Origin of the sequence: Pantoea sp. FN0307, from assembly GCF_050113815.1 — a bacterium.
Taxonomy (GTDB): Bacteria; Pseudomonadota; Gammaproteobacteria; order Enterobacterales; family Enterobacteriaceae; genus Mixta; species Mixta alhagi.
Genome location: NZ_JBNJSO010000001.1, coordinates 609,545 through 633,752 on the forward strand (window position 1 = coordinate 609,545; position 24,208 = coordinate 633,752).

General features: G+C 47.1%; 24 protein-coding genes and 1 other annotated feature. Of the genes, 15 read left to right on the top strand and 9 right to left on the bottom strand.

Annotated elements, in window-relative coordinates:
- The first annotated feature begins 83 nt into the window (after positions 1–83).
- The 15 genes from galF to wzzB all read left to right on the top strand — a co-directional run bounded on the left by galF (position 84) and on the right by wzzB (position 16,770).
- The gene (galF, locus tag ACQE3Z_RS02755) at positions 84–980 is read left to right on the top strand and encodes a UTP--glucose-1-phosphate uridylyltransferase GalF (RefSeq protein WP_426972036.1); all 897 of its coding nucleotides are present in this window, start codon (positions 84–86) and stop codon (positions 978–980) included.
- A gap of 49 nt (positions 981–1,029) precedes the next feature.
- On the top strand, positions 1,030–2,043 hold the full coding sequence (gene galE / locus ACQE3Z_RS02760; protein ID WP_426972037.1) for a UDP-glucose 4-epimerase GalE: 1,014 nt from the start codon (positions 1,030–1,032) through the stop codon (positions 2,041–2,043).
- Positions 2,044–2,599: 556 nt separating this feature from the next.
- On the top strand, positions 2,600–3,646 hold the full coding sequence (wecA, locus tag ACQE3Z_RS02765; RefSeq protein ID WP_426972039.1) for a UDP-N-acetylglucosamine--undecaprenyl-phosphate N-acetylglucosaminephosphotransferase: 1,047 nt from the start codon (positions 2,600–2,602) through the stop codon (positions 3,644–3,646).
- A gap of 24 nt (positions 3,647–3,670) precedes the next feature.
- Entirely contained in the window at positions 3,671–4,762 is a 1,092-nt protein-coding gene (rfbB, locus tag ACQE3Z_RS02770; protein ID WP_426972040.1) for a dTDP-glucose 4,6-dehydratase, read from the top strand.
- Positions 4,762–5,655 carry a dTDP-4-dehydrorhamnose reductase gene (gene rfbD / locus ACQE3Z_RS02775; RefSeq protein ID WP_426972042.1) on the top strand — a complete coding sequence of 298 codons (894 nt, stop codon included), beginning with the start codon at positions 4,762–4,764 and terminating at the stop codon, positions 5,653–5,655. The genes rfbB and rfbD overlap by 1 nt, the downstream gene beginning before the upstream one ends.
- Before the next feature lie 48 nt (positions 5,656–5,703).
- Complete coding sequence (gene rfbA, locus ACQE3Z_RS02780; protein ID WP_426972043.1) at positions 5,704–6,579, top strand: glucose-1-phosphate thymidylyltransferase RfbA; 876 nt, start codon at positions 5,704–5,706, stop codon at positions 6,577–6,579.
- A gap of 3 nt (positions 6,580–6,582) precedes the next feature.
- Positions 6,583–7,128, top strand: coding sequence for a dTDP-4-dehydrorhamnose 3,5-epimerase (rfbC, locus tag ACQE3Z_RS02785; protein WP_426972045.1), 546 nt, complete (start codon positions 6,583–6,585; stop codon positions 7,126–7,128).
- Between the two features lie 12 nt (positions 7,129–7,140).
- Positions 7,141–8,085: a hypothetical protein gene (locus ACQE3Z_RS02790; RefSeq protein WP_426972046.1), complete on the top strand. Its 945-nt coding sequence runs from the start codon at positions 7,141–7,143 to the stop codon at positions 8,083–8,085.
- Between the two features lie 47 nt (positions 8,086–8,132).
- A complete protein-coding gene (locus ACQE3Z_RS02795; protein WP_426972047.1) occupies positions 8,133–9,410 on the top strand; it encodes a nucleotide sugar dehydrogenase in 1,278 nt (425 codons plus the stop codon).
- Positions 9,411–9,451: 41 nt separating this feature from the next.
- Positions 9,452–10,576 carry a glycosyl transferase gene (locus ACQE3Z_RS02800; protein ID WP_426972049.1) on the top strand — a complete coding sequence of 375 codons (1,125 nt, stop codon included), beginning with the start codon at positions 9,452–9,454 and terminating at the stop codon, positions 10,574–10,576.
- A gap of 8 nt (positions 10,577–10,584) precedes the next feature.
- Complete coding sequence (locus ACQE3Z_RS02805) at positions 10,585–11,667, top strand: EpsG family protein (protein ID WP_426972050.1); 1,083 nt, start codon at positions 10,585–10,587, stop codon at positions 11,665–11,667.
- A gap of 9 nt (positions 11,668–11,676) precedes the next feature.
- Positions 11,677–12,957, top strand: a complete 1,281-nt coding sequence (locus tag ACQE3Z_RS02810; protein WP_426972051.1) for a flippase — start codon at positions 11,677–11,679, stop codon at positions 12,955–12,957.
- Positions 12,958–12,963: 6 nt separating this feature from the next.
- Entirely contained in the window at positions 12,964–14,031 is a 1,068-nt protein-coding gene (locus tag ACQE3Z_RS02815) for a DUF1972 domain-containing protein (protein WP_426972052.1), read from the top strand.
- A 182-nt stretch (positions 14,032–14,213) separates the two neighbouring features.
- On the top strand, positions 14,214–15,620 hold the full coding sequence (gndA, locus tag ACQE3Z_RS02820; RefSeq protein WP_426972053.1) for an NADP-dependent phosphogluconate dehydrogenase: 1,407 nt from the start codon (positions 14,214–14,216) through the stop codon (positions 15,618–15,620).
- 139 nt (positions 15,621–15,759) lie between these two features.
- Positions 15,760–16,770 carry an LPS O-antigen chain length determinant protein WzzB gene (wzzB, locus tag ACQE3Z_RS02825; protein WP_426972054.1) on the top strand — a complete coding sequence of 337 codons (1,011 nt, stop codon included), beginning with the start codon at positions 15,760–15,762 and terminating at the stop codon, positions 16,768–16,770.
- Positions 16,771–16,812: 42 nt separating this feature from the next.
- Here the strand turns inward: wzzB and hisIE are convergent, their stop codons facing one another.
- The 9 genes from hisIE to hisL all read right to left on the bottom strand — a co-directional run bounded on the left by hisIE (position 16,813) and on the right by hisL (position 24,060).
- The gene (gene hisIE / locus ACQE3Z_RS02830) at positions 16,813–17,427 is read right to left on the bottom strand and encodes a bifunctional phosphoribosyl-AMP cyclohydrolase/phosphoribosyl-ATP diphosphatase HisIE (RefSeq protein ID WP_426972055.1); all 615 of its coding nucleotides are present in this window, start codon (positions 17,425–17,427) and stop codon (positions 16,813–16,815) included.
- Positions 17,421–18,197, bottom strand: a complete 777-nt coding sequence (gene hisF, locus ACQE3Z_RS02835) for an imidazole glycerol phosphate synthase subunit HisF (RefSeq protein ID WP_426972056.1) — start codon at positions 18,195–18,197, stop codon at positions 17,421–17,423. Before hisF ends, hisIE begins: the two co-directional genes overlap by 7 nt.
- On the bottom strand, positions 18,179–18,916 hold the full coding sequence (gene hisA / locus ACQE3Z_RS02840; protein ID WP_426972057.1) for a 1-(5-phosphoribosyl)-5-[(5-phosphoribosylamino)methylideneamino]imidazole-4-carboxamide isomerase: 738 nt from the start codon (positions 18,914–18,916) through the stop codon (positions 18,179–18,181). Before hisA ends, hisF begins: the two co-directional genes overlap by 19 nt.
- 2 nt (positions 18,917–18,918) lie before the next feature.
- On the bottom strand, positions 18,919–19,509 hold the full coding sequence (gene hisH / locus ACQE3Z_RS02845; RefSeq protein WP_426972058.1) for an imidazole glycerol phosphate synthase subunit HisH: 591 nt from the start codon (positions 19,507–19,509) through the stop codon (positions 18,919–18,921).
- Positions 19,509–20,576 carry a bifunctional histidinol-phosphatase/imidazoleglycerol-phosphate dehydratase HisB gene (gene hisB, locus ACQE3Z_RS02850; protein WP_426972059.1) on the bottom strand — a complete coding sequence of 356 codons (1,068 nt, stop codon included), beginning with the start codon at positions 20,574–20,576 and terminating at the stop codon, positions 19,509–19,511. Before hisB ends, hisH begins: the two co-directional genes overlap by 1 nt.
- Positions 20,573–21,664, bottom strand: coding sequence for a histidinol-phosphate transaminase (hisC, locus tag ACQE3Z_RS02855; RefSeq protein WP_426972060.1), 1,092 nt, complete (start codon positions 21,662–21,664; stop codon positions 20,573–20,575). The genes hisB and hisC overlap by 4 nt, the downstream gene beginning before the upstream one ends.
- Positions 21,661–22,968: a histidinol dehydrogenase gene (gene hisD / locus ACQE3Z_RS02860; protein WP_426972061.1), complete on the bottom strand. Its 1,308-nt coding sequence runs from the start codon at positions 22,966–22,968 to the stop codon at positions 21,661–21,663. The genes hisC and hisD overlap by 4 nt, the downstream gene beginning before the upstream one ends.
- Positions 22,969–22,972: 4 nt before the next feature.
- Positions 22,973–23,872 carry an ATP phosphoribosyltransferase gene (hisG, locus tag ACQE3Z_RS02865; protein ID WP_426972062.1) on the bottom strand — a complete coding sequence of 300 codons (900 nt, stop codon included), beginning with the start codon at positions 23,870–23,872 and terminating at the stop codon, positions 22,973–22,975.
- Positions 23,873–23,916: 44 nt separating this feature from the next.
- Positions 23,917–24,037: a sequence feature (His leader region), on the bottom strand.
- Positions 24,013–24,060 (bottom strand): his operon leader peptide, encoded by a 48-nt coding sequence (gene hisL, locus ACQE3Z_RS02870; protein WP_100396937.1) that lies wholly within the window; start codon positions 24,058–24,060, stop codon positions 24,013–24,015. It overlaps the preceding feature by 25 nt.
- Positions 24,061–24,208 lie beyond the last annotated feature (148 nt).

Sequence of the window (24,208 nt, forward strand, 5' to 3'; positions counted from 1 at the left end):
ATTTTCAGAATAAGATTATACTTAACGATTGCTTGTTTATTGCATAATCGCTGAACGTCTTCACATCATTATATGGAAAAAATATGACCAAGCTTAAAGCAGTTATCCCCGTTGCGGGTCTCGGTATGCATATGCTCCCTGCTACAAAAGCCATTCCTAAAGAGATGCTGCCTATCGTAGATAAGCCGATGATTCAATACATTGTTGATGAAATCGTCAGGTCCGGCATCAAGGAAATCGTTCTGGTCACGCATGCGTCAAAGAACGCGGTAGAAAACCATTTTGATACCACTTATGAGCTTGAAGCGCTGCTGGAACAGCGAGTGAAGCGTCAACTGCTGAGTGAAGTACAATCCATTTGTCCGCCGGGCGTGACCATCATGAACGTTCGTCAGGCGCAACCGCTGGGCCTTGGCCACTCGGTACTTTGTGCGCGTCCTATGATCGGCGATAATCCTTTTGTTGTTGTGCTGCCCGATGTCATTATGGATGAGTCTACCGCTGACCACCTGCGCTATAATCTCGCCGCAATGGTTGCGCGCTTTGAAGATACCGGCCACAGCCAGGTGCTGGCGAAGCATATGCCGGGCGCCGACCTGTCAGAATATTCAGTGATTTCGACGCAAGAACCGCTGGAAAATGAAGGCAGCGTCAGCACCATTACCGGTTTTGTTGAAAAGCCTGAGCATCCGGAAACGCTGCATTCTGACCTGGCCGCAGTGGGCCGTTACGTTCTGTCTGCGGATATCTGGGCTGAGCTTGAGAAAACCGAGCCGGGTGCTTGGGGCCGTATTCAGTTAACGGACGCCATCGCCAGCCTGAGCCAGAAACAGCCGGTTGATGCCTGCCTGATGACAGGCGACAGCTTCGACTGCGGTCGTAAAATGGGCTACATGCAGGCGTTTGTCAGCTATGGCCTGCGCAGCAAGCAGCAGGGCGCGGCCTTCCGCGAAACCATTAAACAATTGTTGGCAAAATAATTCCTCACAATGACACGCCGTGCCTTTGCGCGGCATTAAAGGAGTGCACATGGCTATTTTGGTAACGGGCGGAGCGGGATACATCGGCTCTCATACGGTGCTGGCGCTGTTGCAGCGCGGTGACGACGTTGTGGTAATGGACAACCTCAGTAATGCTTCGCGGGAATCGATCAATCGCGTAGAAAAACTGGCCGGAAAGAAAGCCACTTTTGTTGAGGGTGATATTCTGGATCGCGCCTGCCTGCGCGACATTTTTGCCAGCAATAGCATTAGTGCCGTTATCCATTTCGCCGGACTGAAAGCCGTAGGCGAATCGACCCGCAAACCGCTGGAATATTATGAAAATAACGTTTCGGGTACGGTAGTGCTGCTGGAAGAGATGCGTAACGCCAACATTTATAACTTCATCTTCAGTTCTTCCGCCACGGTTTATGGCGCTAACGCGCCGGTGCCTTACGTTGAGACGACCCCTATTGGCGGCACGACCAGCCCTTACGGCACCTCAAAACTGATGGTTGAACAGATCATGCAGGATTACGCCAAAGCGGACAGCCAGTTTAAGGCGATCGCGCTGCGCTACTTCAATCCGGTAGGTGCTCATGAGTCTGGCGAAATCGGTGAAGATCCTAACGGTATTCCTAACAACCTGCTGCCCTACATTGCCCAGGTAGCGATCGGCCGTCTTGATAAGCTCGGCATTTTCGGTGCTGACTATCCCACGGAAGATGGTACCGGCGTGCGTGACTACATTCACGTGGTCGATCTGGCGGAAGGCCATTTAAAAGCGCTGGATCACCTGGAACAGTTGCAGGGCTATAAAGCTTATAACCTGGGTGCTGGCAAAGGTTACTCGGTGATGGAGATGGTGAAGGCGTTCGAAAAAGCCTCCGGCAAGCCGGTTCCTTTTGACATTAAACCGCGCCGCGATGGCGACTTAGCCGCCTTCTGGGCTGACGCTACGCTGGCTGATAAAGAGTTGAACTGGCGTGTAACGCGCGGTATCGATGAGATGATGCGCGATACCTGGAACTGGCAGTCAAAAAATCCTAACGGCTACCGTTAAGGGTAAGTTGCTCTTATGATTTATTGTCGGCTGTTACGCTTTTACGATTCAGTTAAAAGCGTGGCGCAGAGCAAAACGTATTAATGAATATCGATGGCTTCTGGAAACAGAGGCCATTTCTGTTTCAGGTGTGAGTTAAACCGTTGCTAAACGGCATGAGTATTAGTAGAGAAGGTTAATGGATAAAATAGCATCACAAAGCGTGTCACAGCGGTAATAGCCTGAGCCTTATCAGGGGATGTGCGGCAAGCTGATATTTTGAGCGCTTTGTTTGCAAAGCAAACAATCAATGCATTCTTTAGTTGAAAGCCAATAACTCAACAGGTAAACAGGACATTTTGTGCTTGTCTGTACGCGACGATAGTACGAGAATCGTAAACTATTAGCGCAGGGTTACAGTGCATTCTGATGGCGTTGCGAGAAAAAATTACCCTATTGCTCACACAGGCTATGCTTGTTTGAGCCCTGAGCCGCGAAGCGTCTGGTTGCTTAAAGCCAGGGGCGGTAGCGTGGGCATTTTCAGGTCACTGTGGTCAATTTCAATACTGGTGCAAACATGCAAGAAATCGTGCTCGTTTTTCTGGGAGCGCTGGCGCTACTTTTTATCTCTCGCAAGATTGCCAAAAAAGTAGGGTTAGTAGATAAACCTAACGCGCGGAAACATCATAACGGCCATATTCCGCTGGTCGGCGGGGTATCAGTTTATCTTTCCCTATGGATTATTTACGTTATGCAGCCTGACTGGCTGCCTGACTTCAGCATTTATATGGTTTGCGCCACGCTGCTTATTGTTGTCGGCGTGCTGGATGACAAACTTGACCTTCCCGTAATGCCGCGCATGGCATTACAGGCGCTGGTAGCCAGCATCATGATGTACAACGGTCTCTACCTCTATTCTTTAGGGAACATCCTGTTTGGCTACGAGCTGGTTTTAGGCATCATCGGCTATGCGGTCACGCTGCTGGCGGTAGTGGGTGCAATTAATGCTTTTAATATGGTTGACGGCATTGATGGCCTGCTCGGGGCACTTTCCTCGGTAACCTTTGGCGCGCTGGCTGTGGTGTTCTGGATGGGCGAGCGGGATAATATGGCGCTGTGGTGCCTGTGTCTGATGGTCGCCTGTTTGCCTTATATTCTGCTGAACCTCGGCATCCCGTGGGGCGGCAAGTTTAAAGTCTTTATGGGTGATGCCGGCAGTACGCTGATTGGCTTTACCGTGATCTGGTTACTGATCATTGCCACCCAGGGTGAAGATGCGGTGATGCGCCCGGTCACTGCGCTGTGGCTGATCGCCGTTCCCCTGATGGATATGCTGCGCGTGATGATCGCGCGTATCAGAAGAGGGGACAGCCCGTTCAAGCCGGACCGGGAGCATTTGCACCATGTGTTACTGCGGGTGGGGTTTAGCGGGCGGCAGGCGTTAATGATAATGAGCGTTATGGCGCTGCTGCTAAGTGCTATTGGTATTTCTTTGGATGCGATGCTCATTCCAGTGTTCTGGAGCCTGATATTATTTTTAATAACCTTTAGCGCATTTGGCATCACCTTACGCACTATGGACAGATCGAAATTAACAATCGTGCGTTATTCAACTTTAAAATAAACAGATATTAACGGGTAAAGCATAGTGAAAATTTTAATTACCGGTGGGGCAGGCTTTATTGGTTCTACTGTGGTTCGTCACATTATTAAAAATACGCAAGACGAAGCAATCAATATTGATAAATTAACATACGCGGGCAACCTTTCCTCTTTAGACGAAGTTGCAGATAGCCCGCGTTACTGTTTCGTTCAGGCAGATATTTGTGACCGGGCTGCTATGGATCGTGTGTTTACCGAACACCAGCCAGATGCAGTCATGCACCTTGCAGCGGAAAGCCATGTCGATCGCTCTATTACCGGACCGGCTGAGTTTATTCAAACCAACATTGTCGGCACTTATACTTTACTCGAAGCGGCTCGCCAATACTGGTCGACGCTGGAAGCGGAGCGTAAAGCTGCATTCCGCTTTCACCACATTTCAACAGATGAAGTATACGGCGATTTGCCGCATCCAGATGAGGTCAAGGAGCAGCAAGCAATGCTTCCACTCTTTACCGAAATTACCGCCTATGCCCCGAGCAGTCCTTATTCAGCCTCAAAAGCCTCCAGCGATCATCTGGTACGCGCGTGGCAGCGGACTTACGGCTTGCCTGCGATCGTAACGAACTGCTCAAACAACTACGGGCCATATCATTTCCCGGAAAAACTGATCCCGCTGATCATTCTGAATGCCCTTGAAGGTAAGCCGTTGCCGGTTTATGGCAAAGGCGATCAAATTCGCGACTGGTTATATGTCGAAGATCACGCGCGTGCGCTTTACACGGTGGTGACTCGTGGGGAAATTGGTGAAACCTACAATATCGGTGGACACAACGAGAAGAAAAATATTGAAGTTGTTGAAACGATTTGCGACCTGCTGGACGAGTTGCGCCCTAAAGCGCAGGGACGCTATCGTGAACAAATTACCTTCGTTGCCGATCGTCCCGGACACGACCGCCGTTATGCCATTGACGCCAGCAAAATTCAGCGTGAGCTGGGTTGGAAGCCTCAGGAAACCTTTGAAAGCGGCATTCGTAAAACGGTCCAGTGGTATTTGAACAATGAAACGTGGATTACCAATGTCAAAAGCGGCGCTTATCAGAGCTGGATGGAAAATAATTACAAGGATAGAAAATAATGAAGCTCGTGCTGTTTGGTAAAAATGGTCAGGTAGGATGGGAATTACAGCGCGCTTTAGCGCCGTTGGGTGAACTTATTGCTCTGGATTCACGCTCAACCGACTACTGTGGCGATTTACTGAATCCCGAGGGCATTCGGCAAACCATCTTATCGATCCAGCCTGATATTATTGTTAATGCTGCGGCCTATACTGCTGTTGATAAAGCAGAGAGCGACGCCGAAACAGCGCATGTAGTTAACAGCGTTACGCCAGGCGTTATGGCTGAAGCCGCTGCTGCATGTGGTGCCTGGCTGGTTCATTACTCAACAGATTATGTTTTTCCGGGAGGGGGTAATACGCCTTGGCAGGAAACGGATAATGCAGCTCCACTTAATGTGTACGGGCAGACTAAGCTTGAAGGTGAACATCGCATTGCCAGGGTCTGTAATAAATACCTTATCTTCCGTACCAGTTGGGTTTACGCCTCGCGCGGCAATAACTTTGCCAAGACGATGATCCGATTGGGCAAACAGAAAGAGATATTGGCTGTCATTAACGATCAGTACGGTGCCCCGACCAGTGCTGAACTGTTAGCCGATTGCACCGCTTATGCGCTTATGCAGGCACGACAAAAACCAGACGTTGCGGGGATTTATCACCTGGCTGCTGCTGGCGAAACAACCTGGCATGAGTATGCGCAATATGTATTGAATAGTGTTGAAAAGCACACCGAGCTTGCCGTAAGGACAGTTAACGCTGTTCCAACTACAGCGTATCCCACGCCGGCGCGGCGGCCCAATAACTCTCGCATGAACTGCGACAAGTTTCAGCGGACTTTTGAGCTAACTTTGCCGCACTGGACGCAGGGTGTTGGCCGTATGCTTGATGAATTATTTAGCTTTACGCTGTGATGGGGCAGAGCCTCTGAAACGTCATTAAAACAAATTTGAGACAGTAATATGAAACGTAAAGGAATTATTCTGGCTGGCGGCTCTGGGACGCGCCTTTATCCTGTAACCATGGCTGTAAGCAAGCAACTGCTGCCCATCTACGATAAACCAATGATCTATTACCCTATCAGTACGTTAATGCTGGCAGGGATCAAAGACATTTTGATTATCAGTACACCGCAGGATACGCCACGTTTTGAACAATTGCTGGGTGATGGTAGTCAGTGGGGACTTAATCTGCAGTATAAAGTCCAGCCAAGTCCGGACGGTCTGGCCCAGGCCTTCATTATTGGCGAAGAGTTTATTGGCAGGGATAATGTCGCATTAGTACTAGGTGATAATATTTTTTATGGCCACGATTTGCCGAAAGAACTGGAAGCAGCAGTAAGTCAGGAAAGCGGAGCAACGGTGTTCGCCTATCATGTCAACGATCCTGAGCGTTATGGCGTAGTCGAGTTTGATACCAGCGGTAAAGCTATCTCACTGGAAGAGAAGCCAGTTCAGCCAAAAAGTAATTATGCTGTCACTGGGCTTTACTTCTATGACAATCGCGTCGTTGAAATGGCAAAACAGTTGAAGCCATCCCCACGTGGCGAGCTGGAAATTACAGATATCAATAATCTTTATATGGCTCAGGGAAAACTGTCTGTAGCTATGATGGGGCGCGGTTATGCCTGGCTTGATACGGGAACTCACCAGAGCCTGATAGAAGCAAGTAATTTTATTCAGACTATTGAAGAGCGTCAGGGCTTGAAAGTTTCATGCCCGGAAGAGATTGCATTTAGAAAAGGGTTTATTGATGCAGATCAGGTCCGCAAGCTTGCTCAGCCGTTGGCAAAAAATCAATATGGCAAGTATCTGATTAAAATGATCAAAGGTTATTAATCGATGAAAGTAATAAAAACTGATATTCCTGACGTGCTTATATTTGAACCTAAAGTATTTGGCGATGAGCGCGGTTTTTTTATGGAAAGCTTTAATCAGAGAGTTTTTGAAGAGTCAATTGGTCGCAAAGTTAATTTTGTTCAGGATAATCACTCTAAATCCATTAAAGGTGTACTACGGGGGCTACATTTTCAAGCCGCACCCTATGCGCAGGGTAAATTAGTGCGCTGCGTTGTTGGTGAAGTATTTGATGTAGCCGTAGATGTGAGAAAAGGATCAGAAACTTTTGGTCAATGGGTTGGTGTTTTGCTATCTGCCGATAATAAACGGCAGCTCTGGATACCTGAAGGATTTGCCCACGGTTTTTTGACACTTTCTGAAACGGCTGAATTTTTTTATAAAACTACTAATTATTACCATCCTGATAGCGATAAAGGAATAATTTGGAGTGATAAAACTATTAACATAAGTTGGCCTGAAGGTTATAACTATATTCTGTCGGAAAAAGATAAAGTTCAACCTCAATTGCATAGTTGTAACTTTGATTAAATCGGGGGGAGTATGGGTGTGCTAGTTCTAACCGTGACCTACAATGATCGTTTCAATTATCTTTCTAAAAGCTTACAGGAACTAGCAAAGCAGCAGGCAACAGGAGTAGTCATTGTTTATAATGGTTGTCCTGAATCGGTAATAGAGAAAACCCAGGCGTTAGAAAGTGTTTATGGTATAAAAATATACCCAGTCATTTTGGAAAAGAATGAGGGATCGGCTGGTGGGTTCTATAGAGGCCTGGATTATATAATCAAGAACCGACTAATCGAGGATAAACTACTCATGCTCGACGATGACAATTTAATACCTGATGGTTTATTGGCAAAGCTGACAGAGAAGACGTTAAGTGATAAAGAGATTGGTCTGGTGTTAAGAGAAGATCGAAAAGATCTTTTCTTTGCGCGTGAAACTGGCAACCCATGCATTAACATATCTACCAAAAACGCTTTTCTTGGACGCGATTTTTTCAAAAAAAATTATCAAGACTTCGAGAAAACTTCAGGTGATATTATCTGTGCCCCCTACAGCGGACTGGTAATTAGCAAAAATACATTAAATCCTGGCTGGCTACCTGATAAAAATTATTATTTATACGTTGATGACTATGACTTTACGTATCGCTTGGTGATGGAAAATGGATGCAAGATTAACTTTATTGATGGAGATAAAATAGTTGATCTTGAAAAAAGTTTTCACCTAAATCACAAAAAAAGAATATTAAATAATCGCTACCTTAATGCAAGTAGGATACAGGTCTATTATTCTGTAAGGAATCAAATTTTATTTGCAAAAAAGAGAATTAACAGGAAGCATATTTTTTACGTTAATGCTTTATTAACAATATTTTATATGAACGTTTCTTTTTTATTGGCAGCTAAGTTTAATCTTTGTGCTGCATTTAATAAAGCTGTAATACATGGGTTTAACAATATCAAAGGAAATTCATTTAATTAAGTTGGTAAGTTTAAACCTAACTAGTAAAATATTAATCATGGTGTAAAATGAATATCTTTAGTGAAAATATAAAAATTGCAATCATTGGTTTAGGTTATGTAGGCCTGCCGTTAGCTGTTGAGTTTGGTAAAAAATTTACTACTGTCGGTTTCGATATAAATAAAAATCGTATCGAGGAACTTAAAAAAAATAATGATACTACATTAGAATGCTCTGCGGAAGAAATCGCTTCAGCAGAAAAGCTCACTTTTTCTGATAGTATTGATGATATTAAAGCGTCAACAGTCTATATTGTAACCGTTCCTACTCCCGTTGATAAGCATTTCAAACCCGATCTCACGCCTTTGATAAGCGCTAGTAGAATGCTTAGCAAAGTATTGAAGAAAGGTGATCTAGTAATCTATGAGTCAACGGTTTATCCTGGCGCTACTGAAGATGATTGTGTCCCAGTGCTTGAAGAATTATCTGGATTAAAATATAACCGTGATTTCTATGCGGGTTATAGTCCGGAAAGAATCAACCCAGGAGATAAAGAGAACAGACTAACCACTATTAAAAAAATCACTTCAGGTTCAACGCCTGAAATTGCGAGTTTTGTCGATGATCTCTATAGTGAAATTATTATTGCTGGTACTCATAAGGCGCCAACAATCAAAGTTGCTGAAGCAGCGAAAGTAATAGAGAACACCCAGCGGGATGTAAATATTGCGCTGATGAATGAATTTGCAATGATGTTTAATAAAATGGGAATCAATACATTCGATGTATTGAAAGCTGCTTCTACCAAATGGAACTTTATTAAACTTCAACCAGGATTAGTAGGAGGACACTGCATAGGCGTTGATCCTTACTATTTGTTGCAAAAGGCAAATGAATTTAACTATACGCCAGACATGATCCGCTCAGCAAGAGAAATAAATAACCGCATGGCAGGATTTATTAGCAGACATATAATTGATTCAATGGTGATGAGATCATGTATTGTGCCTGGATCAAGACTGCTCATTTTGGGGGCAACGTTTAAAGAAAACTGCCCCGATATCAGAAACACTAAGGTCATAGATCTTTGCATGGCTTTGAGTAAATACAACATTAATATTGATATTTTCGATCCCCATGCAGATTCTGAACATTTCTTCAAAGAGTATGGGGTAAAAATTTATAACAAACAACCAGATGAAAAGTATGATGTTATTGCGTTAGTTGTTCCTCATGAATGCTTCCTAAATAAGGACTGGACTATCTCATTAAAAGAAAACGGCTTTATCTATGATATGAAGTCGCGTTTGGCGAACGAAAATTTCGGTTCAGTCGTTACTCTTTAGATAAAAGGGCGGTTTTCGCCCTTATCTGTAAGGTTAGAAAAATGTTTGACGTGCTTTATATACCTTATCGAGATGTATATTTCTGGAACGATTTTGGCTCTGCCGTAAGAGATTTGCAATTTCTGGAAATATTAAATGAGATAGGTGAAATTGATAAAATTACTATACTAAATCGGCCAGTAAGTCTTTATGAAAGGTTGTATAATAAAAACAAACCCGCCAATAGATATCCTGGAAATGATGTTTTAGATTACACTAAGTATGATATTTTTGGTCCCTTGAAAAAAAGAAAATGGACTGAGTACTGCTATCAAAAATATGTTATTAAATTTATTGAAGATTTTATCAAGGATCCCTCTAGACAAGAAAAAAAATTACTAATAATTGATTTTACTCCGATTGCTAAAATCCCAGTGGTGACTAATAGTCGCTTATTTTACTGGTATGATATGATTGATAATTTTGCTAAGCATAACTGTTATTCTCTGGATGAAATAGCGTTAGTGAAAGAGAAATACCAGCATGTAGCTAATAACTATGATTTTATCACAGCTGTAAGCGATGCTGCTGCCAAAGAGATAAAAAGTGCTAAAGGCGTCGAAAATTACGTAATCACTAATGGCGTATTTAATACTCGATTTAAGCCTGACAATTTTGCTAAGGATGAAAATCAAGACTCACGGACTTATGACTTAGGATTTACTGGCTTTGTTACAGATAAGTTCGATGTCAACTTTGTTAGCAAACTAGCCCAAAGTTATAGCATCGTTATATATGGGGAAGTCTATAATGAGCTAACGGCTAAAAAACTAACTCAGGCTGGTATTACATTAAAGGGCAAATTCAGATATGTTGATCTTCCAAACATATTAAAAACATTTAAAGTTGGACTACTTCCCTATTTAGCTGAAAAAAGTCATGATGGCTCACCATTAAAAATGTATGAGTATCTCAAATTTAATAAGCCATGTTTGACTTCCATTGACTATGAATATGCAAGCAATTATGTTTATAATTATAACGATAAAATATTTACTAATAAAATAGTCGATGATTTCATTTATTGTTCAGGAGATGAAAGGATAAGTAGTCTTTTGCCAGAGCACGCATATTTAGGGATGAAAATTAAGAGTTTTTTCCATACCATGATAATGGTGAAGGACTGATTTTAATAATGCATCTGTTAAATAACTTTTATTTTTCAATTTATGGTGTCAGTTTATTTCTTGTTCTTGTATTAGCTTTATGTGCTCAAGAAGTAAAGTCTAATGCATTATCCTATTATAGTTTGTTAGTGACTTGGTTTGTCACATCTGTACTGTTCGGCCTGCGTGATGTTACTACAGGAACAGATACTGCTACTTATGTAAACTGGTTTTCATTTTTAAAAGACTACGGTGATACTAGAAACTTTGAGTGGATATTTAGCAAATTAGGATATATTATAGTTAATTACTTTTCTCAGCCTGCATTGTTTCTTTATATAATATTTCTCCTTACTGCAATTTTTCTTTTTTTATCCTTTAGAAAATGTTTCGGTATAAAGCTATCGGCCTTGGCTTGCGTGCTTTTTATTGTTTTTATGCCAGGGTTAGATCTGTTTGTCAACGGTATCAGGAATGGATTAGCACTTGCAATTGCATCTTATGGATGTGTTTTGTATTTGAAAGAAAAAAGAAAAGCATACTCACTCTTTTTGATTGCAGTTTCGACTGGAGTGCATAGCTCATCAATCATCTTTCTTGTTATCTATCTTATGCCGTTTATCAACCGGCTGGCAAAACCATATCTTTTATTACTTATTTATATGGTAGTGTTCCTGTTGGAGCAGGTAGGCTTATTTAATGCTTTGTTTAATGTTTTGGCGCATTACTCAGGTAGCCATATAATCAATAGAATACTTGCTTTTAAGTATCAGCAATCAGATATGTTTAGCGGCTTTATCAAATACTACTTTTTTATATTGTCACTAATACCTGCCTACTGCTTTTATCGAGATAAAAATAAAGTTATACCAGAAATGGCTATCAGCCTCTACTATGTGGTGATGACTCCATACGCCTTTATATTTTCTGCACCTTCATCCTATCGTTTTAGCTATATTGGGTACTTCTTTTTTATTGTTATTATTTGCTATTATTTAAGTTCTAAGGTGCAAAATAAACGCATGCTTTGGTATGCTTTTTTTATTGGGATGTTATTTATTACCTATTCTACCAATACGGTATCTAAATTTGAATTTAATTTAATTTCATAAAGTGTAGAGATGAAAATACTAAAAAATAGTTTAATTAACCTTTTAGGTGTTATTATACCAGCTTTGATTATAATGCCGGTTTTTGGTTATTTTTCACGGCATTTGACAACGGAAGAATTTGGTATCTTCAGCATCTCTTTTAGTATTTTGGGTTACTCAAGCCTTTTCGATGCTGGCTTATCACGTTCTGTTGTTAGGCTACTTACCATAAAAGATAAGCTGAATCTTACTGACGGTGAAATTTTAGGAACGGCTGTAACAGTTGTGACACTGATCGGGATTATCTTGCTCTGCACTATATATATGAATGCCGGAAGCTTGGTTTTTATTTTAAATATTAGTAAAGATCTAAAGGAAGTTTCAGTTAACGCTTTCAAAATACTTGCACTTGCCATTCCTTTTATGCTCATCAACTTAGTTATCGTCGCCCGTTTAGAATCTAGCGAAAGGTTTAATCTTTTTAATACTATAAAAATTCTCAGCGCAATAATATCTGTGTTACCAATAATTATTTTTCCATGGTTTATGGATAGTTTTATTGGTGCAATTACAGGTATTGTGGTTGGAAGAGTACTCTCTTTAATTGTTTCAATCATCTGTATCGGCGAGCTAAATCTTTTTTTTAAATTCCGTTTTACCCACTTAGCGCTAAAGAAATTGTTTGAGTTTGGTGGTTGGATATCTATAAGTAATATTATCAGTCCAATCATGGTTTATTTTGACCGGTTTATCCTTTCCGCATTGTTGGGGGCAGAAAAAGTTGCGTATTATACTTTGCCTTCGGAGTTAGTAACACGTATTAATCTATTTCCATCTGCGCTGACCAGGGCCGCTTTCCCTCATCTAAGCCGCATTAATGATAGTCATTCAGAAAATTATCAGGAGGCGCTTAGTAGAGTTAAACGTTACCTTTATCTGTTCACTTTTACCGTTGTCCCATTGATGATGCTCTGTAGTCACCTCATTATTTATTACTGGCTGGGAGAAAAGTTTGTTGCTATCTCGGCAAATATTTTAATTATTATGTTATCAGGTTATTTATTTAATTCTCTCTCGCAGTTGCCGGTCCTTTATTTACAGTCGATAGGCATTACCAGAGCTATTGCAATATTACATATGTGCGAGGTTATCCCTTATTTAATCTTATTGTATTTCATGATTAACCGATGGGGGCTTTATGGAGCAGCCTCAGCTTGGTCAATTAGGGTAATTATAGATAATTTAATGCTAAACCTGATTGCAAAATACTATAAGAATATTAACCGCATTAAATATAAGTTAACTCAGTGAGATTTTATGAAACATGTTGCAGTTGTTGGGACCGTTGGACTGCCTGCTTGTTATGGTGGTTTTGAGTCATTAATTGAAAACCTAACTAATTATAATGATGCAGAAAGTGGAATAAAATATACTGTTTACTGCTCAAGTAAAAGCTATCACCAAAAGAAAGCTTACCATAATGGTGCTGATTTAGTCTATATGCCTTTTAAAGCTAATGGCATCTCAAGTATATTTTATGATGTTTTTTCGCTACTTCATTGTATTAAAATAAAAGCTGATACAATACTTATTTTGGGTGTTTCTGGTTGTATTGCTTTACCGATAATAAGAAAAATAACTTCTGCAAAAATCGTTACTAATATTGATGGTCTAGAGTGGCGGCGTGATAAATGGAATTACGTGGCCAAAAGATTTTTAAATTTTTCGGAAAAGATGGCAGTTAAATATTCAGATATTATTATCTCAGATAATCAGGCGATAGCTGATTATGTTAAGAGTGAATATAATGTTAATAGTGAGACAATTGCTTATGGTGGCGATCACGCGGTGAGCGTGATAAGTAATGAGCAAGAATCTTTATTGATGAAAAAAGAAAATTATGCGTTAGCACTATGTCGAATCGAGCCCGAGAATAATGTCGAAACCATATTGAAAGCTTTCAGTCAGACTGCTATGCCATTAAAATTTATCGGTAATTGGTCCTCCAGCCATTATGGCATGTACCTGAAGAAGGTTTATTCTGCCTTTAAAAATATCGAAATTATCGAGCCAATTTATGATTTAAGTATATTAAAAAGTATTCGGCAAGGCTGCTCAGTGTATATACATGGCCACTCTGCTGGTGGTACCAACCCCTCACTTGTCGAGATGATGCATTTTGGTAAGCCTATTTTTTGCTATGATTGTTCTTATAATCGGGCAACAACTGAAGATAAGGCGGTTTATTTTCATGACGCTGAAGTTCTACTAAATTTAATTAATGATTTTGATTTTAATAATACAAGCGGTCTGCTTATGAGAGAGATAGCACAGCGACGTTATGTCTGGCGAATTATTAATGAGCAATACCGTGCTTTATTCTAGATGTAACATAGATATAGCAATGGTAAACGAACAAATTTTTTCAACTGCCTGACTTTTCTACTAACAGAGCGACTTACTTCTTACACTGATAGCTTCAAACCTCTATTGCATATATTGTAATATCAAGTGCATTCATAACGTTTTTTGTCTCATAGTAAGTATCCACCAGACAGGAGTAAATAATGTCCAAGCAACAGATCGGCGTTGTAGGTATGGCGGTGATGGGCCGTAACCTGGCACTCAACATTGAGAGCCGCGGCTACACTGTATCCATCTTTAACCGTTCTCGTGAAAAAACAGATGAAGTTATTGCCGAAAACCCGGGCAAAAAACTCGCGCCTTACTACAGCATTGAAGATTTCGTTGACTCGCTGGAAAAACCACGCCGTATCCTGCTGATGGTGCAGGCGGGCGAAGCGACCGACAAAACGATTGCTTCACTGACCCCGCATCTGGATAAAGGCGATATCCTGATCGATGGCGGTAACACCTTCTATAAAGACACCATTCGTCGTAACAAAGAACTTTCTGAGCAAGGCTTTAACTTTATCGGTACCGGCGTGTCCGGTGGCGAAGAGGGCGCGCTGAAAGGGCCTTCCATTATGCCTGGCGGTCAGAAAGAAGCTTACGAACTGGTTGCGCCGATTCTGAATAAAATCGCTGCACGTGCCGAAGGCGAGCCTTGCGTAACCTATATCGGTCCGGACGGTGCAGGTCACTATGTGAAAATGGTGCATAACGGTATCGAATATGGCGATATGCAGCTTATTGCCGAAGCTTACTCCCTGCTGAAAAATGCGCTGGGCCTGAGCAACGAAGACCTGGCGAAAACCTTCAGCGAATGGAACGAAGGCGAGCTGAGCAGCTACCTGATCGACATCACCAAAGATATCTTCACCAAAAAAGATGAAGAGGGTAACTACCTGGTTGATGTGATCCTGGATGAAGCCGCGAACAAAGGCACCGGTAAATGGACCAGCCAGAGCTCGCTGGATCTGGGCGAGCCGCTCTCTCTGATCACCGAGTCTGTATTCGCACGTTACCTCTCCTCGCTGAAAACCCAACGCGTTGCTGCCTCTAAAGTTCTGAGCGGCCCGACTGCCCAGGCGTTCAGCGGCGATAAAGCTGAGTTCGTTGAGAAGGTGCGTCGTGCGCTTTATCTGGGCAAAATCGTCTCTTATGCGCAAGGCTTCTCTCAGCTGAAAGCCGCGTCTGATGAAAACAACTGGGATCTGAACTACGGCGAAATCGCGAAAATCTTCCGTGCTGGCTGCATCATCCGTGCGCAGTTCCTGCAGAAGATTACCGATGCCTATAAAGATACTCCGGACATCGCGAACCTGCTGCTGGCGCCTTACTTCAAAAATATCGCTGATGAATATCAGCAGGCACTGCGCGACGTAGTCGCTTACGCGGTGCAGAACGGTATCCCAACGCCAACCTTCTCAGCCGCTATTGCCTACTATGACAGCTATCGCTCTGCAGTATTGCCGGCGAACCTGATCCAGGCGCAGCGTGACTACTTTGGTGCACATACCTACAAACGTATCGATAAAGACGGCGTGTTCCATACTGAATGGCTGGACTAATTCCGTTTTGCCTAAAAAACCTCCCATTGGGAGGTTTTTTATTGATTTCAGATAACTCTTTACCGTTCCTTTTGCTATTGTTTTCTTCCTGGCGTTTATCATTCCGCTTTTCATTTAATAAGTTGGGCATACCAGAAACATGAACCAAGAAAATAAGACAACTACGGATCAGTCTTTACTTCGTCAGACCTTTTACAACAACGATGATGAGCTTGACCTGCTGGATGTTGTTGCTCAGCTATGGAATGGTAAAAAGATCATTATCGCCACCGTGATTCTGTTTCTGTTACTGGCGATCGCGTATCTCTTTTTTGCAAAAGAAGAATGGACCTCAGAAGCAATTGTTACCCAGCCAAGCCCGGGCCAGGTGGCAAACTATAATGCTGCGCTTAACGTGCTCTATTCCCAATATCCTCAGGATAAGCCCGGTGTAGCAGAACTGCAGCGTCAGCTGTTTAACCGCTTTAACGCCTCTATCACTGCGCTTTCCGGCGCGTTACAGAACCTGGACGAACCGCTGGATTTAAAAGTCGGCCCGGTTAACGCAGGCCAGAGTGACCCGTTAAGCGTGAAGTTTACCGCGCAGACTGCGGAAGAGGCTCAGGCGCAGGTAACGCATTTTATAAAGCTGGTGAATAACGAAGTGGTGGATGATTACGGCAACGATATCAAGCGTAATATGGCCGTTAAAACCCGTGAGTTAACTGACTCGCTGACTTCGCAGCTGAAGGTGGCGGAAGATAAAAAACAGCAGCGTATCGAAGCATTAAAACAGGCGATGAAAGTAGCCGAAGGTGCCGGTATTACCTCATCGCAGCTGACCCAGGCGGAGTTCTTATCGGATGATACGCTCTATCTGCTGGGCTCGAAGGCACTTACCTCATCGATTGCCAACGAAGCGACTAAGCCGTTGCCGCTGGATGATAGTTATTATGCTACCCAGCGTGCGTTGCGTTTAATCAAGGACCTGAAAATTCAGGTCGATAATCTGCAGTCGTTCCGTTATATCATGGAACCGAATATGCCTGTCCGTCGCGACAGCCCGAAAAAGGGCCTGACACTGGTGCTGGCGGTGCTGTTAGGCGGGATAGTTGGTTCTGGGATAGTATTGGGGCGCAATATGGCGTCAACTTACCGACAGCGTAAATAGTCTTTCTGATAAAAAAACCGGCCTGCAGGCCGGTTTTTTGTTTTACGCCTTATGACGTGCGCGCAGGTTATTAATAATCGCGCTCAGGTCGAGGTTCTGATCCTGTAACAGCACCAGCAGGTGATAGAGCAGGTCAGAGGCTTCGTTGGTTAGCTCATGACGATCGTTAACCGTAGCGGCCAGCGCGGTCTCGACGCCTTCTTCTCCCACTTTTTGTGCGATGCGCTTGGTGCCGCTGGCGTATAGCTTAGCGGTGTAAGAGCTGTCGGGATCGGCCTGCTTGCGTTCCGCCAGCAGCTGTTCCAGCTGATAGAGAAATGTCCAGTCCGGGGCGGCAGGGGAGAAGCAGCTGGTGGTGCCAAGGTGGCAGGTGGGGCCAATGGGATTCGCCAGCACCAGCAGCGTATCGTTATCGCAGTCGGGCGTGATGCTGACCACATTCAGGAAATGACCAGAGGTCTCGCCTTTGGTCCACAGGCGCTGTTTGGTGCGCGACCAGAGGGTGACTTTCTGCTCGCGCAGGGTTTTATCCAGCGCTTCCGGGTTCATATAGCCGTGCATTAATACTTCGCCGGAAACCTGATGTTGGACTATCACCGGCATCATGCCGCCGGTTTTTTCCCAGTCCAGTTGGGAAAGCTGCTGTTCTGTTAACACGGGCGAATCTCCACACCTTGTTCAATCAGAAACCGTTTCAGGTCGCCGATATTGATAATCTGCTTATGAAATACCGAAGCGGCCAGCGCACCATCGACGTTAGCATCACGAAAGGCTTCCAGAAAATGCGCCATGGTGCCTGCGCCGCCAGAGGCGATAAGCGGCACTTTGCATACCTCACGCACTTTTTGTAGCTGAACCATATCATAGCCGTTACGCACGCCGTCCTGGTTCATCATGTTCAGGACGATTTCACCAGCGCCGCGCTTTTGTACTTCCTCTACCCACTCCAGCGTCTCCCACCCGGTCACCCGGGTGCGCTTTTCATCGCCGGTATATTGATTAACGTGATATTTGCCGCTCTGTTCGTCATACCAGGTATCGATGCCCACTACCATGCACTGCACGCCAAAGCGGTCCGCCAGCCGTGTAATCAGTTCAGGATCGGCCAGTGCCGGAGAGTTAATTGAGATCTTGTCGGCACCAAATGAGAGAATTTGTGCGGCGTCTTCGGCGCTTTTAATGCCACCGGCAACGCAGAACGGAATATCGATCACTTCCGCTACGCGCGCCACCCAGCTTTTATCCACCACGCGGCCATCGCTGGAAGCGGTGATATCGTAAAAAACCAGTTCATCAGCGCCTTCCTCAGCATAGCGCTGCGCCAGCGGCACAATGTCGCCGATGATTTCGTGATTGCGAAACTGCACGCCTTTAACCACCTGGCCATCGCGCACATCAAGACAGGGAATTATCCGTTTTGCCAGCATGTAATGGCCTCCGAAACCGTGAATTTATCTTCCAGCAAAGCACGTCCAACGATCACGCCCTGCGCGCCGCTGCCGCGCAGGGCAGTGATATCAGCCAGCGAGCCGATGCCGCCGGAAGACTGAAAAGCCACCTGCGGGAAACGTGCGGACACTTCCTGATAGAGCGAGACGTTCGAGCCGCTCAGCGTGCCGTCGCGTGAAATATCGGTGCATAACACATGTTGCAGCCCAAAAGGCAGAAACTGCTCAATAACCTGTTCCAGGGTGACGCCAGCCGCTTCCTGCCAGCCGCTGATCGCCACCTCTTTGCGGTTAGCGGCGTCAATACGCACATCCAGCGCCAGCACAATGGCCTGCGGGCCAAATTCGCTGAACCAGCGCTGCACGTCTTCCGGCTGTTTCACCGCCGTCGAACCCACCACGACGCGCGAGGCACCCGCCTCCAGCAGCGCAGCGACATCATCACGGCTGCGAATGCCGCCGCCGACCTGTACCGGTACCTCAACGCCCGCCAGCAACTGTTTTAACAGCGTAAGCTGGCGCGCCGCCGGATCCTTCGCGCCGGTTAAATCGACCAGGTGCAGCAGCTGCGCGCCCTGGTGCTGATAATCCTGCAAACGCGGCAACGGATCGCTTCCGTAATCGCGCTGCTGGCCGTAATCTCCCTGATGCAGACGCACCACTTTGCCATCAATCAAATCTAACGCCGGGATAATCATCCTTACATCTCCAGGAAGTTTTTCAGCAGCTGCGCGCCCGCTTTGCCGGAACGCTCAGGATGGAACTGGACGCCGTAGAAATTATCTTTCTGTACCGCAGCGGTAAAAGGCTGACCATAGTCACACTGGGCGATGGTATAATGGTTAACCGGCATCGCATAACTGTGGACGAAATAAAACCAGCTGTTATCTTCAATGCCACGGAACAGATGCTCGCCCGCTTTCGGCGTGACGCGGTTCCAGCCCATATGCGGTAGCGGCAGACCCTGGTCTTTCATCAGATCTACCGGCTGGTCAATAATCCCTAAGGTTTTTACACCGCCGTTTTCATCGCTGCCGCTGCCGAGCAGCTGCATTCCCAGACAGATACCTAAAGTAGGCTGCGTGCAGGCTTTAATCAGATCCACCAGATCACGTTCGTGTAGCTGATCCATAGCCGCCCGGGCCGTGCCGACGCCGGGCAGGAAAAGCTTGTCTGCCTGCAGAACAATATCCGCCTCGCGGCTAACCTGCGGCTGATAGCCCAGGCGTTGAATGGCTGCTTTTACCGACGAGAGGTTGGCGCAGCCGGTATCCAGGATCACCACGTTCATTACAGCACTCCTTTCGAACTCGGCAGGGTGTTGCCTTCTACACGAATCGCCTGGCGCAGCGTGCGGCCAAAAGCTTTAAACAGGCTTTCTACACGATGATGATCGTTTTTGCCTTTGGTTTTCAGATGCAGCGTGCTGGCCATAGAATAGGAGAGGGAGCGGAAAAAGTGCTCAACCATCTCAGTGCTGAGATCGCCGACGCGCTGATAGTTAAACTCCGCCTTGAACTCCAGATGCGGACGGCCGGAAATATCCAGCGCGCAGCGCGCCAGGCACTCATCCATCGGCAGCACGAAGCCAAAGCGCCCGATGCCGCGCTTGTCACCCAGCGCTTTCAGCAGCGCCTCGCCCAGCGCCAGGCCGGTATCCTCTACCGTGTGGTGATCGTCGATATACAGGTCGCCTTTTACCTCAACGTTCATACGCAGGCCGCCATGCGTAGCGATCTGATCCAGCATATGATCAAAGAAGCCAACGCCGGTGTTGATTTTGCTGCCGCCTTCGCGATCCAGCCAGACTTCGATTTCAATCTGCGTCTCTTTGGTATTGCGGTTCACCTTCGCGTAGCGATCGCGCTGCGTCAGCTTCTGACTGATGGCGTTCCAGTTCAGACCGTCCTGGCTGTAGCGTAATCCCTGAATACCCATGTTCTGCGCCAGTTCGATATCGGTGACGCGGTCGCCGATCACATAGCTGTGCGCCTTGTCCAGCGCGCCCTCTGCCAGCCAGGCTTCCACCATTTGGGTTTTTGGCTTACGGCAGTCGCAGTTATCCGCTGGCAGATGCGGACAGATCAGTACATCGGTAAAGCGCACGCCCTGCGAGTTAAAAACCTGCATCATCAGGTTGTGCGGACCGTCAAAGTCAGCCTGCGGGAAACTGGCAGTGCCAAGGCCATCCTGGTTGGTGATCATCACCAACTGGTAACCGGCTTTCTGCAACGCCAGCAGCGCCGGGATCACATCAGGTTCAAAGGCCAGCTTCTCCATGCGATCCACCTGAAAATCCTGCGGGGGTTCGCTGATAAGGGTGCCGTCGCGATCGATAAAAAGGGTTTTCTGACTCATGCTTGCTCCACAATGCCGGCGGCGCCGGGTAAGGCTTGCAGTGCGGCGATCAGGCGCTCGCACTCATTTCGGGTACCGATGGAAATGCGCAGGCATCCGGCGAGCCCCGGGTTTTTGTTCTGGTCCCGCAGAATAATGCCCTGATCCCACAGCGATTTAAATATCGTCGGAGAGTCAGTAAAGCGCACCAGAATATAGTTGGTTTCGCTGGGGAACACCTGTTCCACACAGGAAAGCCTGGTCAGAGCGGTCGCCAGCCAGGCGCGGTTAGTATTTAGCTCAACCACATGCTGGCGCATCAGCGTAATGCCGTCGTCGCTCAACGCCTGCGCGGCGATATCGGCTACCGGCGTTGAGAGCGGGTAGGGCGCAATCACCTTCAGTAGCAGCTCGATAACCGCCGCGTTGGCCAGCGTAAAGCCGCAGCGCAGTCCCGCCAGCGCAAAGGCTTTCGACAGGGTGCGCAATACCACAAGATGCGGGTACTCTGCAATCCAGCCTGCCAGCGTCGCCTGGGGGCAAAATTCGATGTAGGCCTCGTCTGCCACCACCAGCGCTTTGCCGCGCGTCATCTCCAGCAGCTGACGAATTGCCTCCGGGTCAATCAGGTTGCCGGTGGGATTATTCGGGCTGCACATATAGACCAGCTTTACGCCATCCAGCGCAGCGGCGATCGCAGGCAGGTTCAGCTGCCAGTTATCCAGCGCCGGCACGGTGCGGTACTCTACGCCGATAGTTTCGGCACTAACGCTGTACATGCCGTAAGTGGGCGGGCAGAACAGAATAGCGTCCTGGCCTGGCTCGCAGAAAGCCCGGATCAGCAGTTCAATGCCTTCATCCGCGCCACGGCTCACCAGCACCTGATCCGGCGTCACGCCGGCGTAGGCGGCGTAACGCCGGATCACCTGCTCTGGCTGACACTCCGGATAGCGATTCAGCGTGTTTTGCGACATTTCAAACGGGACCGGCAGCGGATATTCGTTGGCGTTCAGCCAGACGTCACCGTTGCCGCCGAGACGACGCGCCGACTGATAGGGCGTCAGCGCCCGCACGTTAGCGCGCGCTAATTCAGCAATATTCAGGCTCATGCTTGCTCCTTTAGCGCGGCGACCCGCAGCGTGACAGCATTTTTATGGGCGATAAGCTGCTCGGCGGCAGCCAGTGTCTCAATGGTTGGGGCCAGATTCAGGAAACCCTGCGGCGTCAGCTCCTGTACCGTCATGCGCTTTTGAAAATCAGCGAGACCGAGGCTGGAGCAGGTGGCGGTATAGCCGTAGGTGGGCAATACGTGGTTGGTGCCGGAAGCGTAATCACCTGCCGATTCCGGTGACCAGTCGCCGAGAAACACCGAACCGGCGCTGGTGATCTGATCCACCAGCTCGCGCGGCTGGCGCGTCTGGATAATCAAGTGCTCTGGCCCGTAGCGGTTGGAAATCTCCACGCACTGTTGCAGATCGCGGGCAACGATCAGTCGGCTGCTGGCTAATGCCTGACGCGCGGTGGCCGCGCGCGGCAGCTGTTCCAGCTGTGCTTCCACCGCTTCTGCTACCGCCTGTGCCAGGCGGCGCGACGGCGTCAGCAGGATCACCTGTGAATCGGGACCATGTTCCGCCTGCGACAGCAAATCAGAAGCAACAAAAGCGGGCGTGGCATCATCATCGGCAATCACCAGCACCTCAGAGGGGCCTGCAGGCATATCGATCGCAGCGCCATCCAGACGCTGACTGACCTGGCGCTTGGCTTCGGTCACCCAGGCATTGCCGGGGCCAAAAATTTTATCTACTTTCGGAACCGATTCGGTGCCGAAGGCGAGGGCGGCAATCGCCTGCGCGCCGCCGACCTGAAAAACTTCTTCTACGCCACACAGCTGCGCGGCATACAGGATCTCATCGGCAATCGGCGGCGGCGAGCAGAGCACCACGCGTGCGCAGCCAGCAATGCGTGCCGGCGTTGCCAGCATCAGTACCGTAGAGAACAGCGGCGCTGAACCGCCAGGAATATAGAGACCCACTGAGCGGATCGGGCGCGTTACCTGCTGACAGCGCACGCCCGGCTGGGTTTCAATATCTACCGCAGGCAGCTGCTGGGCGCGGTGAAAGGTTTCGATGTTCGCTACCGCCACCGCCATCGCCTGCTTTACGTTATCGTCAAGCCGTGCAGCCGCTTCGGCAATCTGAGCCGCGCTAACGCGCAGTTCATCAACCTGAGTTTTATCAAAGGCGGCGCTATATTCACGCAGCGCGGCATCGCCCGCTTCGCTGACGCGGGCAAGGATCGAGCGCACCGTTTGCGTAATGTTATCGGAAGCAGAAATCGCAGGGCGCATCAGCAGCGCCTGCTGCTGCGCCTCGTCGCACTGCTGCCAGTCTGTAAGCGTGTCAAAGCGGCTCATGGCATTACTCCATCATCTTCTCAATTGGCAACACCAGAATGGAACTGGCGCCCAGCGCCTTTAATTTTTCCATGGTTTCCCAGAACAGCGTCTCACTGCTGACCATGTGCATCGCCAGGCGGCTTTGGTCGCCTGCCAGCGGCAGCACCGTTGGACGTTCAGCACCTGGCAGCAGCGCAATCACCTCTTCCAGCCGGTCGCTTGGCGCATGCAGCATAATGTATTTTGATTCACGCGCTTTGATCACGCCCTGGATACGCGTCATCAGCTTATCCACCAGCTCCTGTTTCGCCGCTGACAGCTCGCCGTCGCGCTGGATCAGCACCGCTTTCGAGCGATAAATCACTTCCACTTCACGCAGGCCATTGGCCTCCAGCGTGGCGCCGGTAGAAACCAGATCGCAGATCGCATCGGCCAGACCCGCGCGCGGCGCGACTTCAACGGAGCCATTTAGCAGGCAGGATTTAAAAGCGACGCCTTGTTTATCAAGATACTGCTTCAGCAGATGAGGATAGGAGGTGGCAATACGCGTATTTTGCAGACACTGGACGCCGGTATACTCCTCATCTACCGGCATCGCCAGCGACAGACGGCAGCCGCCAAAATCAAGGCGACGCAGAGTAAAGTAGCGCGGGTCTTCACCTTGCGCACGGCGGGTCAGCAGTTCTTCTTCCAGCACATTTTCGCCAATGATGCCGAGATCCACTACGCCATCCATCACCAGGCCGGGGATATCATCATCACGCACGCGCAAAATATCGATTGGCATGTTTTCAGCGAAGGCGATCAGACGCTGTTGCTGCAGGTTAATTTTAATGCCGCAGCGCGCCAGAAGCTCGCGTGACTCATCGCTTAAACGGCCAGATTTTTGCATAGCTATGCGTAAACGGGTGTTATCTAACATCTCTCCAGTCCTCTTCTCATTTATCCTGTCTGTTGCAGTCCGCCAAAAAAAAGCCCCCGGAAGAGGATCTTCCGGGGGCCATTTGCGTTCTGCACCACTGGAAGATCCTAAACGTCTTCCAGCACACATCGCCTGAAAGACTAGTCAGGATGATGGTGGTGATGATGGTTGAACTGAACGCGTGTCATAATTTCTCTGCATGTATATTCATTTGCCTGCTGATTAACCTAGCGGAGATAGCGCGCATTGGCAACCGTTTTTTCGCCAGGCAGAGAAATCTCTTTTTGTGCGAAGATTGTCACGCGCGAAGGCGTGACGTAGCCTTATTGTTAATCA

What these genes read in the sequence shown, in the direction of transcription:
- hisC (WP_426972060.1), bottom strand. Translation starts at nt 21,664, where the DNA reads ATGAGCCTGAATATTGCTGAATTAGCGCGCGCTAACGTGCGGGCGCTG.
- wzzB (WP_426972054.1), top strand. Translation starts at nt 15,760, where the DNA reads ATGAACCAAGAAAATAAGACAACTACGGATCAGTCTTTACTTCGTCAG.
- hisD (WP_426972061.1), bottom strand. Translation starts at nt 22,968, where the DNA reads ATGAGCCGCTTTGACACGCTTACAGACTGGCAGCAGTGCGACGAGGCG.
- rfbC (WP_426972045.1), top strand. Translation starts at nt 6,583, where the DNA reads ATGAAAGTAATAAAAACTGATATTCCTGACGTGCTTATATTTGAACCT.
- ACQE3Z_RS02795 (WP_426972047.1), top strand. Translation starts at nt 8,133, where the DNA reads ATGAATATCTTTAGTGAAAATATAAAAATTGCAATCATTGGTTTAGGT.
- rfbD (WP_426972042.1), top strand. Translation starts at nt 4,762, where the DNA reads ATGAAGCTCGTGCTGTTTGGTAAAAATGGTCAGGTAGGATGGGAATTA.
- ACQE3Z_RS02805 (WP_426972050.1), top strand. Translation starts at nt 10,585, where the DNA reads ATGCATCTGTTAAATAACTTTTATTTTTCAATTTATGGTGTCAGTTTA.
- ACQE3Z_RS02815 (WP_426972052.1), top strand. Translation starts at nt 12,964, where the DNA reads ATGAAACATGTTGCAGTTGTTGGGACCGTTGGACTGCCTGCTTGTTAT.
- ACQE3Z_RS02790 (WP_426972046.1), top strand. Translation starts at nt 7,141, where the DNA reads ATGGGTGTGCTAGTTCTAACCGTGACCTACAATGATCGTTTCAATTAT.
- hisA (WP_426972057.1), bottom strand. Translation starts at nt 18,916, where the DNA reads ATGATTATCCCGGCGTTAGATTTGATTGATGGCAAAGTGGTGCGTCTG.
- gndA (WP_426972053.1), top strand. Translation starts at nt 14,214, where the DNA reads ATGTCCAAGCAACAGATCGGCGTTGTAGGTATGGCGGTGATGGGCCGT.
- ACQE3Z_RS02810 (WP_426972051.1), top strand. Translation starts at nt 11,677, where the DNA reads ATGAAAATACTAAAAAATAGTTTAATTAACCTTTTAGGTGTTATTATA.
- galF (WP_426972036.1), top strand. Translation starts at nt 84, where the DNA reads ATGACCAAGCTTAAAGCAGTTATCCCCGTTGCGGGTCTCGGTATGCAT.
- hisG (WP_426972062.1), bottom strand. Translation starts at nt 23,872, where the DNA reads ATGTTAGATAACACCCGTTTACGCATAGCTATGCAAAAATCTGGCCGT.
- wecA (WP_426972039.1), top strand. Translation starts at nt 2,600, where the DNA reads ATGCAAGAAATCGTGCTCGTTTTTCTGGGAGCGCTGGCGCTACTTTTT.
- hisF (WP_426972056.1), bottom strand. Translation starts at nt 18,197, where the DNA reads ATGCTGGCAAAACGGATAATTCCCTGTCTTGATGTGCGCGATGGCCAG.
- ACQE3Z_RS02800 (WP_426972049.1), top strand. Translation starts at nt 9,452, where the DNA reads ATGTTTGACGTGCTTTATATACCTTATCGAGATGTATATTTCTGGAAC.
- hisH (WP_426972058.1), bottom strand. Translation starts at nt 19,509, where the DNA reads ATGAACGTGGTGATCCTGGATACCGGCTGCGCCAACCTCTCGTCGGTA.
- rfbA (WP_426972043.1), top strand. Translation starts at nt 5,704, where the DNA reads ATGAAACGTAAAGGAATTATTCTGGCTGGCGGCTCTGGGACGCGCCTT.
- hisB (WP_426972059.1), bottom strand. Translation starts at nt 20,576, where the DNA reads ATGAGTCAGAAAACCCTTTTTATCGATCGCGACGGCACCCTTATCAGC.
- galE (WP_426972037.1), top strand. Translation starts at nt 1,030, where the DNA reads ATGGCTATTTTGGTAACGGGCGGAGCGGGATACATCGGCTCTCATACG.